This window comes from Pirellula sp. SH-Sr6A (assembly GCF_001610875.1).
In the GTDB taxonomy this organism is placed as follows: domain Bacteria; phylum Planctomycetota; class Planctomycetia; order Pirellulales; family Pirellulaceae; genus JBKCUI01.
In genome coordinates, this window is record NZ_CP011272.1 from 2,760,739 (window position 1) to 2,773,982 (window position 13,244).

General features: G+C 56.0%; 9 protein-coding genes. 1 reads left to right on the plus strand and 8 read right to left on the minus strand.

The annotated features are described in order from the left end of the window. Window positions 1–8: 8 nt before the first annotated feature. From hemE to VN12_RS10865, 7 genes are all read right to left on the minus strand, one after another. The gene (hemE, locus tag VN12_RS10835) at window positions 9–1,997 is read right to left on the minus strand and encodes a uroporphyrinogen decarboxylase (protein WP_146676814.1); all 1,989 of its coding nucleotides are present in this window, start codon (window positions 1,995–1,997) and stop codon (window positions 9–11) included. 10 nt (window positions 1,998–2,007) lie between these two features. Then, window positions 2,008–3,597, minus strand: coding sequence for a bifunctional phosphoribosylaminoimidazolecarboxamide formyltransferase/IMP cyclohydrolase (gene purH, locus VN12_RS10840; RefSeq protein ID WP_409994278.1), 1,590 nt, complete (start codon window positions 3,595–3,597; stop codon window positions 2,008–2,010). Between the two features lie 192 nt (window positions 3,598–3,789). Then, window positions 3,790–3,969, minus strand: coding sequence for a hypothetical protein (locus VN12_RS10845; RefSeq protein ID WP_146676815.1), 180 nt, complete (start codon window positions 3,967–3,969; stop codon window positions 3,790–3,792). A 217-nt stretch (window positions 3,970–4,186) separates the two neighbouring features. Next, window positions 4,187–5,428, minus strand: coding sequence for a tetratricopeptide repeat protein (locus VN12_RS10850; protein ID WP_146676816.1), 1,242 nt, complete (start codon window positions 5,426–5,428; stop codon window positions 4,187–4,189). Window positions 5,429–5,457: 29 nt separating this feature from the next. Further along, on the minus strand, window positions 5,458–6,231 hold the full coding sequence (gene surE / locus VN12_RS10855; protein ID WP_146676817.1) for a 5'/3'-nucleotidase SurE: 774 nt from the start codon (window positions 6,229–6,231) through the stop codon (window positions 5,458–5,460). 105 nt (window positions 6,232–6,336) lie between these two features. Then, the gene (locus VN12_RS10860; RefSeq protein ID WP_205855249.1) at window positions 6,337–7,596 is read right to left on the minus strand and encodes a hypothetical protein; all 1,260 of its coding nucleotides are present in this window, start codon (window positions 7,594–7,596) and stop codon (window positions 6,337–6,339) included. A gap of 155 nt (window positions 7,597–7,751) precedes the next feature. Next, on the minus strand, window positions 7,752–9,230 hold the full coding sequence (locus VN12_RS10865) for a Gfo/Idh/MocA family protein (protein WP_146676819.1): 1,479 nt from the start codon (window positions 9,228–9,230) through the stop codon (window positions 7,752–7,754). A gap of 609 nt (window positions 9,231–9,839) precedes the next feature. Here VN12_RS10865 and VN12_RS10870 point away from each other — a divergent pair. Further along, complete coding sequence (locus VN12_RS10870) at window positions 9,840–10,124, plus strand: hypothetical protein (RefSeq protein WP_146676820.1); 285 nt, start codon at window positions 9,840–9,842, stop codon at window positions 10,122–10,124. Window positions 10,125–10,153: 29 nt separating this feature from the next. Here VN12_RS10870 and VN12_RS26690 read toward each other — a convergent pair whose 3' ends face one another. Beyond that, window positions 10,154–13,117 carry an autotransporter domain-containing protein gene (locus VN12_RS26690; RefSeq protein ID WP_146676822.1) on the minus strand — a complete coding sequence of 988 codons (2,964 nt, stop codon included), beginning with the start codon at window positions 13,115–13,117 and terminating at the stop codon, window positions 10,154–10,156. Window positions 13,118–13,244 lie beyond the last annotated feature (127 nt).

Sequence of the window (13,244 nt, forward strand, 5' to 3'; positions counted from 1 at the left end):
GTTTGTCGTTAACTCCTGCTTCGGCGATCCGTCATCTCGTGCACCATATCGACCAACGCGATCACGTGGTCGACAGGAGTTCCTGGAAGAATTCCATGCCCAAGATTGAAAATATGACCCGGTCGGCCTGCAGCGCGGTCTAGCACATCTTTCACCGCCGCGCGGATCGCATCTAAACCGGCAAATAAAACCGTGGGATCCAAGTTTCCTTGAACCGCTCGATCGGGTCCCACCATATCCCAGCCAACATCAAGCGATACGCGCCAGTCCAACCCGACGACTGTGCGAGCATCGCCTCGCAACATGGACAGGAGCATCGGATTCCCAGTCGCAAAATTCACGACAGGGACCGTGGGTGATATCGATTCCAATAGCTTGGTCATGAACGGGAGAACATGAGTTCGATAATCGTTCGTCGACAAGCACCCCGCCCATGAATCGAACAGTTGCACGCACTGCGCACCGGCCGCGATCTGCGAATTGAGGTACAAGGCGATCGAGTCGACCAGTTTGTCCATGAGAACGCGCCAAGCCGACGGATCCCCCAACATCAACTTCTTGGTGTGGACGTAATTGCGGGACCCGCCCCCTTCGATCATGTAGCTGGCCAACGTGAAGGGAGAACCAGCAAAGCCAATGACTGGGATTTTCGGAGGTAACGCCGCGCGCGTCAGGCGTACCGTGTCTGCAACAAACTGAAGGGGCGTCATTTCCTCGAGCACCCGCACACGATCGATATCGGCAGGCTCGCGGATGGGATTGTGAATCACGGGTCCGTCACCTGCGGCGAACTCCAAGTCAAAGCCCATCGGCTCTAAGATGGGGAGCAAGTCGGAGAAAATGATCGCAGCATCCACTCCGATTTTCTCGACCGCAGTCACCATAACCTCGGCGCACAAAGCAGGGTTTTTGCAGAGCTCTAAGAACGAATGTTTCTCGCGCACCGCGCGATACTCCGCCATATAGCGGCCTGCTTGCCTCATCAACCATACCGGGGTCACCTCGGTGGGCTGCCGATAACAGGCCTTGATAAAATCGCTCGCTTCGATCGCTTCTTTCATGTTGTCATCGCCTGCTAGGTGCGCGTCTTGAGAACGAACTGTTGCACCGGAGTTGCCCAGGAACCGCTTGGCTTTCAAAATTCGCTCTGTTTTCTCTGCTGCGGCCTGCACCAGATGCCCCATTTTGGAGTGTTCCGGCTCCAAATCCACCGGCAACTCCAAGTGCTGTAACATCTCGGTCGTGGTGGGACCGATCGACGCGACCACCGTCTCGCGCAATGCGAGTCGAAGCTCCCGTTCGCAACCCATCGAGTCGGCCATACGAAGCATATTGACGGCTTGATGAGCACTGGTGAACATCAAACAATCTCGTTCGCCACGGCAAATCGCGCCGATGTTCTCTCGCAGGGGACATGTGTCTTCAGGGAATTCCCACTGATAAACACGCACGTGCACCACGTTCGCGCCGCGTGCTTCCAGGCCTGCGACGAGTGAGTGATTCGTAACACCGTACTCCTGCAATCCAATCGTTTGACTGGCAACGGGTACGTGCTGGTCCATCAACTGCAGCACTTCTCGCCATGTGTTTGGCTCCGGGGCCCGATGGGTCGGCTGCAGACCGAATTCTCGCATGGCGACGACCGGCTTAGGCCCCCGTGCAATCGTGACAATATCGGAGAGAGAATCGAGAAAACGCTGCTTATCGACATGGGGCTCGATGGCGGCGATCAATTGCCGAACCCCCACCCCGGTTAAGAAAATGACGATCCCTATCTCGCCCGTCATGACCCGGTACGCGAAGTCGACTGCCTCCTTGTTCTTCTCGATTGCGACTTCTCGCATCGAAGGACTCACGAAAGGCTTTCCACCAAATCGCTCAATCAGCCGAGACAAATCGTCCCGTCTGCGGCTCTCGAGCGCAGCGACGCGAAGGCCTCCAAAGGATGGGGTGCGGATCGAACCTTCCGAGGAAGAAGGCTGCGTTGCATCGGACATAGCGGCTCGTTTAGTGCTTGAAGTGACGCTGACCGGTGAAGATCATCGGGATGCGATATTCATTGCAAGCTGCAATGACATCCTCGTCCTTCTTGGAACCACCCGGTTGTATGATCGCAATGATTCCTGCTTTTGCCGCGCGATGAATCGAATCAGGGAATGGAAAGAACGCATCCGAGGCCAAGATGCTCCCGGCCGATCGCTCCCCAGCTTTCTCGATCGCAATTTCCACGGAATCGACTCGGCTCATCTGTCCGGCTCCGACCCCCACCAACGCCGCGTCTCTCGCTAACACAATGGCGTTGCTCTTCACATGCCTGACCATCTCCCAGCCAAATGCAATGTCGTCCCACAGCTCATCCGCTACGGCAACATTCGTAACGGTCTTCCAGTTGAGACTGGTCGGAGGCTGATTGTCGGCTTCCTGCACCAACACACCGCCGCTAATCAATCGATAGTTCAACTCGCGCGGTTGAATGACCAAAGGTCCCGTCGCCATGAGTCGCACATTGTCTCGCCATTTTGGCTTCGTCTTTAAGATCGAGAGGGCTTCGTCGGTGAACTCGGGCGCAACGATCGCTTCGACAAACAATCCTGGCGTACTGAGCACCTCGGCCGTCTCGGCATCGACCGTGCAATTGAACCCAAGGATTCCTCCAAACGCGCTGAGCGGGTCTCCGTCGAGCGCTTTGCGGCAAGCAAACGATGCTTTGTGAGCAGACGCGGCCCCGCAGGGATTGTTGTGCTTGATCACCACTGCCGATGGTTTCGCAAAGCATCGAACGATTTGTAGGGCGGCGTCCAAGTCGAGCAAATTGTTGTACGAGAGCTCTTTTCCATTGAGCTGCTGGGCGTTTACCAACGAGGCTGCATGCTTCCCGGGCAATCGATAAAGCGCTGCCGACTGATGAGGATTCTCGCCGTACCGAAGCGTGGCTTTGAGCTGCATCGGGATCGTGATGTTGGCTGCCATCTCCAGCGGTTCGCTCTCGCGCGGCGGCTGAGTTTGTTGATGCATGTAGTCGGCGATGCAAGCGTCGTACCGGGCTGTCTGCGCAAAACATTCGGCAGCCAGTCTGCGACGCAACGTCAGGGTTGTGCCTCCCCTGGCAGCAAGGTCTGCTAAGATCGAGTCGTATTGCGTGGGGCTGGTCGCAACCGTTGTGAATGCATGATTCTTCGCCGCGGCTCGGATCAAGCTCGGGCCGCCAATATCGATCTGTTCGATCGCCTCATCGATCGCGACCCCCTCTCGCTGGATCGTGCTCTCGAACGGATACAAATTCACAACCACCAAATCGAATTCGACGATTTCATGGTCTCGCAACGCATGCTGGTCCTCCGCTAGCGTTCGGCGTGCCAGAATTCCTCCGAAGATCTTCGGATGAAGCGTTTTCACGCGGCCATCCATCACCTCCGGAAAACCCGTGTAAGCCGACACATCGTGGGCCTGAATGCCCAGTCCGAGCAAATAATTTCGGGTGCCGCCCGTGCTGTAAATCTCTACCCCCTGCGATACGAGCCCTTTCGCAAAGTGCTCCAGCCCGGATTTGTCGCTAACACTAACGAGAGCTCGGCGAACGGAAGCAATATCGGGAATTGAGAAGTTCTTGGGAGAAGAGGAGGCTGTCACGGTACGATGATTCTGGGGGAGCAGTCCGTCGGGCAGACTTAAGGGAATTCGCTAGTCTTCAGGCAACCTGGATGAAACGAAGCCCTTCGGGTCCGACGAACGTTCCCAGAACGGCCTCTCAAGACGCTTTTGTACTCCCCCCAATCGTCCCAGAAGGCCTCAAGACTCGCAAGCCTTGATCCCTTCGGCCTGCAGCAAACTTTCGATCTCGTCATTGAGCACATCGAGCTCTTGAATGACACGATCATAGCGTTCCACCAACATCTTTAAGGTGGCAACATCTTCGGGTGCCAACGCGATATTTCCTAATTCCAGCGACGGTTCTTCGGTGGGGGACATGCTAATTCCTCGATCGGAAAAGATAGAACGCTCGATCCATTTGGCGCTCGCGATGCCCTCCTCTTCGTCCCAAAACGGAGCGTCTGCCGAGCCTTCTTGACTCAGGTCGTGTTGTCGGGGCTGGGCAAAGGATCCCAATCGGTCAATCTAGGCAGACTGGAAAAGATACAAGGCCCCGTACCCAGCTACGACGTGGTCTAGCAAGTCCGAACTTTCGCTAACGCCCCAATCGCTCGATAGCCTCTTCGGCCCAAGGACTCTGTGGAGCAAGCTGGAGAAAACGGAGCCAGTGTCGAGCCGCCAACTCGGTTTGCTCCTCCTCATCCAAACACCGAGCCAAGTGGTAGTGGACGTCGGGGTAGCCATCGTCCTTGACCAGTGCCCCCTGGAAGGCCGCGATCGCGAGTGGAATCGCACCTGTCTCTGCAAGTACGCAGCCCAAGTTCACCCGCGCTTCCAAGAAATCCTCCTCCAATTCGATGGCGTTGTAATACCTCTCGCGCGCCGCTGTGACATCCCCCAACCGGTACAACACCTCCGCCAACTGAAAACAAACTTCCGCGTTCAAACCGTATCGAGCGAGAATGATCCGATACCATTCGATCGCGTCCTCGAACTGGCCCGCGTCCTCGAGCTCTTCTGCAATTTTGAGCAGATCATCCCGTTTCCAATTCTCCAGGTCACCCGGCACATCGCGACGAACACCTTGCTCCTCCTCGTCCCGACCATAGGCGGGCTGCGCGGCAAACACAATCGGCAACGAATCATCGCTCGCAGCCACGGTTTCATCTTGATCGAAATCGAGATGGAGCTGTCCATTGGCCCCAAGCAATTTCCCTCCCTGGCGCAACAGCAATCGCCGACCATCGACGACCAAATCGAGATCGAGGAGCGATTTCTTTTCCACCCAGGGCTTGAAGTTCGCAAGCTGCTTCGCGATGTCGACGGGACGCGCTCCCTTCGCAATCCAGTTGGCTAACTGCCTCGCATTTTGCACTTGCTCGAAATCAAAATAGGGGAGGCGATGCGCGACCTTGAACGAGGTGAGCAATCCCATTCGATGCCAGCGCCGGATGTTGCGAACAGGTGTTTTCAAGAGCCCCGCCATCATGGCAGGTGTGTAGAGTTGTTTGGGACTCTGCTCGACCAGCCCGAGGCGCTGCCATAGCTCGTGTTCGTGAATGAGGTGTGCACTCCCCTCACGCAATCGTCTGCGCACTGCATCGGTCAGACATTCCGATATGTCCTCGCCAGGGAGTTCGTCCGCTCCGACGACGATCCAATCCACATCGCTACCGATCCGTTCCAGTACATCGGCCCCCATCTCCCGCAGGATCTGCAGGGCTTCTTTCTTCGAGAATGCCCCGAGCTTACCGAAAAAAGCAATCCGCTGGCCCTCGATCCACGCTTGGCTTTCCGCGACCACGTTCGATTTTCCTTGCTGATTGAAAAGTGTCATGGATGGATAGGAACAAGCGACAGGTCGGACTAAAGCTGGATCTTCCAGCTCTGCATCTCACCTAACAATTCCTGCTTCGTCATATCGAACTGGAGCGGGGTGATGGTCACGTGCCCTTTGGCTAACGCGGTGAGATCGGTTTCGTGATCCGTAGGTCGCGGGGGTGGATCATTGGTGGACCAATAATAATTTCGCCCTTTCGGATCCTGCCTCTTGATGTAATGCTCGCCATAACGCTCCACTCCCATGGGAACGCACAGCACTTCAGGTACACCCCCTCGTCGATACTGCTCGGCTGCAGCCGTCGGGATATTGATGTTGTAAAGATCTTTACGCTCTCCCTGGGACTCTAAGATCTGACGGATCAGAGCGACGGCGATCTCTGCGGCCGCTTCAAAATCGGCATGCGGATCATGTTCCAAAGACACGGCAATACTGGGGAGCCTAAAAAACGCACCTTCAATCGCTGCAGCCACCGTGCCAGAGTAAAGCACATTGATCCCTGCATTGAGCCCACCATTGATCCCGCTCACGATCAAGTCGATGGGCTTGCTCGCCAGCTCCGCGATTCCCAACTTCACGCAATCCGCAGGTGAACCTTCGACAGCCCATCCGCGAAAAAAATCACCTTCAAAGATCTCTTTGCAAGTGAGCGGTGTGAGATAAGTGATCGAGTGACCGACGCCGCTCTGCTCGTTAGCGGGAGCAACGACCAATACATCCCCCAGCCGCTCGAGCGCATGCCGCAGAGCATGGAGTCCAGGTGCATAGATACCATCATCGTTTGCTAAAAGAATGTTCACGCACTCAATTCCCGATGCAAGAAAAAAACAAAAAGCAGCCGGTACCTACCAGCTGCTTCGATGAGTTTGAACCAAATCGGTTTCTAGGGCAATGGCTGCTCGACTCTACTTGGTCGCACCGCCAACATCCAGTTTGGTCCACTTCTTCGCGCTCAGCTTCTTGATGGCATCGGCTGAAACGGCACCATTTTCTTTGAACACCAAGGTTTGCAGTTTGGGCATCGCCAATATTTTCTCAATGGCAGCGTCCGTTACTCCGGTCGAACGGATCGAGAGTTCTTTCAAATTGGGGAGCTTCGCGATGACGTCCAGTGTTGCATCCGACATCTGCGGAACACTCCAAATATCGAGAAGCTCTAGGGCTTTCAATCCCTCCAGATTCTTCAGACCGCTATCCGAGATGCTGCTCAGTTCGTGTAGATACAGTCGCTTCAATTTGGGAAGATCCGCAAAGACTTCGAGTGCACGATCGCCGACAACCGGCAAATCGCGAAGAGTCAACCGTTGCAGCCCCATCCCTTTCAAGGCGAGAACTCCTTCATCCCCGAAGCCTTGGCAACGGAAGATCTCGAGCTGAGAAAGCTTGCTGAGCTTTGCCAAATGCTGCCCCGATTGATCGGTGATACCGAAGTCTTGAATGAGCATGTTCTCGAGGGTTGCGTTCCTCGAAAGAAGCTCCATCCCGTAGTCGGTTACCGCCGTGCTGCGATGCTTGAGGGCTTTGAGCTTGGGCAAGTCACCGAGGACATCCATTGTCATGTCACCCGCTTCCATGTTTCCTCGCAAATCGAGGACTCGCAGATCTTGCAGTTTGTTCAGTCGCAGGGTGCTGATGTCATTGAGGCGATTTTGCAACAGTGACAATTGCTGCAACTTTGTGAGCTCCGAAATCGATTTGAGCACTCCGCTCGACATGTTCGAGTTGGAGGAGAGATCGAGCTCGACTAAATCCGGATACGCCTTCACGATCGCTTCGACGCCCGTGTCATCGAGAACCGTATTGGTCAGTGATAGGGACTTAAGACTCTTCAGTCCGAGAATCTTCGATACTGATTCGTTGTTCAAGCTTCTGCAATTAAGGATCTGAAGCTTGCGAAGGTCGCTGAGTTTGTTGAAAAGCGTCAGATCGTCATCGGTGATCTTCGATCCATCGGTGACGACGATCTCAACGAGTTTGTCACCTTCCATCGTCAATTTGGCAACCGACCCGAGCTCTGCCAGCCTCTTTTTGGCCGCCGCTACGTCTTGAGCGTCAGCGGGATGCGCTGCGGTGGTCGCGGCGCAAACGGTTGTAACCATTGAAAGCGAAAGAACCGAGGAGGAGACGAGGCCGGAGAGGCAGGCCACTTGGAAGAACTTTTTCACGGATACCTCAAAAAGGGCGTCGAGTTCACGGAGGAAGGGAATGCGGGTCGTTTCGAGAAGCATGACTTATCAAAACAACGACGGGAGCCAACTGACTCCCGTCGATAACCGTTTAATCTGGCATGAGTTCATACCAGAGTACCTCAAGGACCGGATTAATCCAGTCGATAGCCGTCTCGGTAGGTCGGCTTGATCAAGTCCGCGACGCGTGGAGTCTTGAGCGACGCCAAGTTGGTGACCTTGAGATTCTTCGCATCCCATTCCACCTTCTCGCCCCACTCGCCCATTTCTCCGTCCTTTCCACCCTTCGCGGCAGCCCAAACGGCCAAGTTTCCGAGGAGGATGGTTTCGGTGAGAGGACCAGCTCGCTCGATGAAGTTGGACTTGCAAATCATTGGATTGCCAGCCATCTTAGCTCGGAAGAGCTCGTACATGTTGTTCACGTCGAAGCCGCCTTTGTCTTCGGCCTTCTCGTAATCGATGTTGACCTTCGAAACTCCCTTGAGTTCGTACTTACCGCAGTAATCGTCGGAGCTGTAGAAGGCACCCTTTTCGCCAACGATGAGAACACCGCTGTCCGAAACATTGTTGATGCCCCACTTGGTGAAGACTTCCATCGGGGGCTTGTTGCCCTTGCGGTCGTACCACCAGAATGGAATCGCAGGTCGCTCTGCTGTCTCAGGAAACTCGAACTTGATGATCGAGCTCGCGGGGAAGCTGTCGAAGTCGTGACCGGTCGTCTTGGCTTGAACCGAGATCGGATCCCGAAGACCGCAGGCAGCGAACGGAACGGTGAGCTGGTGGCAAGCCATATCGCCAAGAGCGCCGGTGCCGAAATCCCACCAACCGCGGTGCTGGAAGCTGTGATAGAGACCGGGCCAGAATTCGCGGTCGGGAGCCACACCGATCCAAGCTTTCCAATCGAGCTTTTCCATCGCTCGTGCAATTTCCTTTTTCTTGGCTTCGATCAGCTTTGGTGCCGATTCGGGATCTTCCTTCATCGCTTGTGCAGCAAACTTTTCCATGTTGTTTCGGCGGCCAGGTCCCTGTGCCCAAACAGGGCGGTTCGACCAAGCATAGACTTCCTTGAGGGCTCCCAGAACGCCCGACTTCAATTGAGCAATGGCCTCGCGGGAAGAATCGAGAGCCGTTCCTTGATTCCCCATCTGGGTGCAAACGCCGGTGTCCTTCGCAACCTGGGCGAGCAATCGCGCTTCGTAGATTGTTCGTGTCAAAGGCTTTTGCGTGTAGCAGCTGATCCCAAGACGCATCGCCTCAAGGGTGATCGCAGCGTGCATGTGGTCCGGCGTGCTGACCGTCACGATATCGATGTTCTTGCCGTGCTTAGCAAAAAGCTCGCGGTAGTCGGTAAACTTTTCTGCGGATTGGAAGCCTTCCGATTTGGCCTTTCCGTCCAATGTTCCCCGGTCGACATCGCAGATGGCAACAACATTGCCGAACTGAGCCGCGTTACTGGAGTCACTGCCCCCTTTTCCTCCCACGCCGATACAAGCGACATTGAGTTTTTCGATGGCAGAATTGCTGAACGCTTGCTGCGTTCCAGCAGCGACGAAATAGCCAGCGCTGACGGCTGACGTCGTCTTCATAAACCCGCGGCGAGATGTTTTCGACATGGAGTGTGCTTCCCGTTAGTCTTGGAGTGATTCAATAAGCCGCCAGAACCATGCTCCTTCCAATCCAGCGAGTTCGTTCGCTCGCTTGGGAAACATGATTCGCGCAGCCGCGAAATGGAGCGGTTTTGTTCGCCCTTAATCTGCTGCCTATCTTAGCGAGCAAGATTGGCAGTCGCAACAGTTTGATCAGCTCTTACACGGGTAAAGAGTCAACCGTTCCCGAATCCCTTCCGGGCCGCTGACCGGCCCCCCCCAGTCCCTTTCTTCCGGGTTGACGGCCGTTCCAATGCATCCGGCTTGCCCGCGACTAATGGAAGCCATAACACACTGACGGCCCACAAGGTGACTTAAGGCGCCATTACAGCCATGGCAGTTGTGAAGAAAAGGCGGCAATGGAGACGCTGCGAATAAGACGTCCTCATCCGGCCCTGCAACGGTTGGGAGACCGCACAAGCCGCATTCGAGGTGGAAACCCTACCTCGAGCATGATTGGGGCATCCAGAATCTCTTCAAAAACATGAAGCGATTCGCAGAGAAACGTCCGATGGACCTCTTTGATAGCGTTTGCAACCCCTTCTCCCACACTCTCTGGATCGAGCGAGGTATTCGATGATTCGTCCAGCTACCCTCTGGCGAGCTTTCTTCTGCGCAGTTGGTATCGTGTTGATCATCGGTGGAATCGAGTGTTTGCTGATCGACAGCGCGGTTCTGGTAGCAGGAGTCTTGGATGACCCCGTGCGTCAACAGGCCAGCGGAGGGCTCTTTTCCGCCCCACCGCCCCCTACCAACCGAGTGTTCAAGCCCTCGGAGTGGTTTCCGTGGTCGCTCCTCGCATTCGGGACGATCGTCATGCTTTACTCCGTGTCACTCCGCCGCGACGGTGCTCCCGCCTAGGCTGGACCACCGGGAGAGCCAGCGCGGCGTTAGTAAAGGAGTTCCAGTCCGCCAGAGCCGACATGCAACACTTGCTGGCTGTTGTACTGGGCGTCGTAGCCCGCGAAGAGCCTAGCTCCTCGCCCTGCGCCTAGGCTAAATCCGGCGCCGGTTGAAGCCCAGTCCCTTCCCAAGTCGACCCCTCGTACGGCAAATCCCGCCCCAGGTAAGCCGCTGAACTGAGCTCCGATTAGATAGTTCGTATCGAGGAACTCGTGAAACCACGCTGACCGGAACTCCGGTGTTACCAGGAGTCCTCGCCCTGTCGTCAAACTCTTGGAAAATCGGCCACCGAGAGAACTGCGCAGCGAGTGGGCGTCGATTCCGGTTGTCGCAAGATTAAAGACCCCGCCACCGCTCTCCTTCGCGCCAGCTTGCCGAAGATACGCATACTGCAAACCGGTGTAAGGCTGGAAGGACCAACTTCCTACATCCACCGACATCCCACGCTCCAAGTAGGAGTTCGCTTGCCATCCATCGAGCGTGCTACTCGGTGATCCGCTAACGTTCCCGATCTGAACATTCCGTTGCACCTCAGCATGGTCATAGCCCAACCCTCCCAGAACAAGATAATAGTGCGCATCATCTCGTCCACTCAGGTAGGTGCCGAAATGGTAGTTCTCGACGTTTGCGGATTCGTTGAGCTGTCGGCCTCGCAGATTGCTCCAAGCCATATTGCTCCATAGCCCCCATGCATGTCCGGGCTGCCACATCCTCTGCACGCCAATTTGCGTTCCACCGATGCCGTATCGAAATCCATCGGCATTGCCATCGCTGTCGGCTTGACCGCCCAAACCATATCCGCTGATCCAACCGTCCGTGCGAAGCTCATCGACGGGACCTCGTATCGAATACGACCCACCAGAGGAGTCCGAGGGCCCCATCATGTTTTTGATATGGGAGGACAATTGCGAGATGTAGTACGTCGTATGCTGGAGTCCTGCGACTGGCAACGTTGCGTAAATCGAACCGCTCATCTGATCCAAGCTCTGCTGGACTTGCTGATTGGTCATCGGCGTCATGGCATCGATGATCGATTGCAGGTCCGGTGGAGGGGAAGAGCTGTTGGCATCGATAAACTGCGCGACAGAAAGTTGGTTTTGCGTCGCGGCGACCATCGAGAAGTCGCTCATGTTGGCAATGAGCTCGAAGGAGACCGAGTTCAACCCATAAACCAGCGACGCATCAAAGAACGCTAAATCGTCGACGATCGAGTCGAAATTTCCGGTGACGCTGGTCCCAGTGAGAAACGTATAAACACTGCCGTTGGTGTAATTGCCTGGGGCGCTGAGGACGTTGACCGTTCCGCCTTGAATATTGACGTTGCCGTTGACGACGATCGAGTCATTGTTCACACCGGAAACCGTCCCGGCATCGTTGATCTCGATCGTTGTGGTGCTGCCAGCGCTAAAGGTTGCATTCCCATTCACGTTCAACGTCCCGATCGAATTTCCCGGGGCGAGGGTACCATTGAGAAGCAGCGCACCGATGATCGTTCCACTCCCTCCCAACGTACCATTGGAGTTCACGGTCACATCGGTTGTCGTGTTCGAGTTCACTCGGAACGTACCCGAATTGACGGTGACTCCATGCTGGATGGTCACAGCACCCGTCGTTTCGACGGTTCCCTCTCCGTCGACACTCAACTGATCGAACGTGAAGTCTTGACCGTCGAGCTGCACCCTGGTGTTGCTAGACATGGCGAAGTTCACGGACGCGCCTTCCATGGCATAAACATTTGACGAGGCAGCCATTCCGTCACTGCCGCTCCAAATGTAACCCATGCCTCCGGATCCGGCTGCGACCGAACCGTCGGTGAAGAGGACATTCTCAAAGGTGATTGTCCCCCCTTGGCGCACAAATACCGCGCCCCCCAAACCATCGCCGCCATCGCCACCGGTGAATTCCTGTCCACCATTTCCACCGCCATAGCCCCCTTCGCCAGCCATCGCGCCGTGGAACCCAGTCCCACCGCCACCGCCGCCGAATCCGCCATTCCCCCCATCCTCATATCTTCCTCCCCCACCGCCGCCGCCGAATTCTCCCCCATTTCCCCCATCAGCGTACCCACCGCCCCCACCACCTCCTCCAAACGTTTGACCAGAACTTCCAACTGAAAAATCGCCGCCCCCATTTCCTCCCTCCACCCCGCCGCCGGTTCCACCGATAAAACCAACAGAACTCTCACCGGGCTGGGAGGCACCTCCACCTCCACCTCCACCGATATCACCCGATCCCCCGGCACCGAGAAACCCCCCCCCCCCTCCACCACCGTTATAGCCCGCGGCCCCTCCGTCCCCTCCCAATCCTCCTCCGCCTCCCCCTCCCCGCGAAAAGGAAGAGTTGTAACCGCCGCCGTTCCCGCCTTGAGCTTCATTATTGGCTAACCGGACATTTCGCATCGTGACGTTGCCGGATGTATTGACGAACAGAGCCCCGCCTGCTCCCAGTCCCCCGCCGCCACCGCCTCCCAATTCGGTCGCCGCGCCATTGCCACCTTTCGCGAGACCTTCCGCGATCTTCATACCCTCGATCGACACATTTCCCGACTCGACCCAAAAGACGCGGGACTGGTTTTGCCCGCTGATGACCAACTGATCGCTTCCCAATCCCACAATATTCAAACTGCCTCCCGATCCCTTGGAGATCATCGGAAGCATCGATTGCACGGTGATGGTGTGCCCCATGAGAGAGCTGTCGAAGCGAATTGTGTCCGCCCCCGTCGGATTGAGATTCGCTTGTTCGATTGCATCGCGCAGGGACCCCGCCCCCGCATCTGCCATGCTCGAAACCCAAATGTCGGCCCCGTGCACGCCGGGGGCCACCCAAGTCCCCGTCGTCAGCAACGCTGCGAAGATCGATCGACGCCAGACCCGCCGGGCGACCGGTTCTCGTTTGTTGATTGCAGTGGTTCGGGGGCGAGAAGAACGACAAGACATCAATCCGAACGACATGGATGAATCCTTTCCATCGACCGCACTAGACGAATTTGCGATTGCGTATCCGCAGCGGAGAATCCTTTCTCCTGCGTCGTCTCTATCGGGTGGAAGGAAAAGGCCTGCGTTATCAGATAGAAGGATT

Bases quoted from the DNA above. Each gene is read 5' to 3' on its own strand.
- VN12_RS10870 (WP_146676820.1), top strand. From the start codon at position 9,840: ATGATTCGTCCAGCTACCCTCTGGCGAGCTTTCTTCTGCGCAGTTGGT.
- VN12_RS10850 (WP_146676816.1), bottom strand. From the start codon at position 5,428: ATGACACTTTTCAATCAGCAAGGAAAATCGAACGTGGTCGCGGAAAGC.
- VN12_RS26690 (WP_146676822.1), bottom strand. From the start codon at position 13,117: ATGTCGTTCGGATTGATGTCTTGTCGTTCTTCTCGCCCCCGAACCACT.
- VN12_RS10845 (WP_146676815.1), bottom strand. From the start codon at position 3,969: ATGTCCCCCACCGAAGAACCGTCGCTGGAATTAGGAAATATCGCGTTG.
- hemE (WP_146676814.1), bottom strand. From the start codon at position 1,997: ATGTCCGATGCAACGCAGCCTTCTTCCTCGGAAGGTTCGATCCGCACC.
- VN12_RS10865 (WP_146676819.1), bottom strand. From the start codon at position 9,230: ATGTCGAAAACATCTCGCCGCGGGTTTATGAAGACGACGTCAGCCGTC.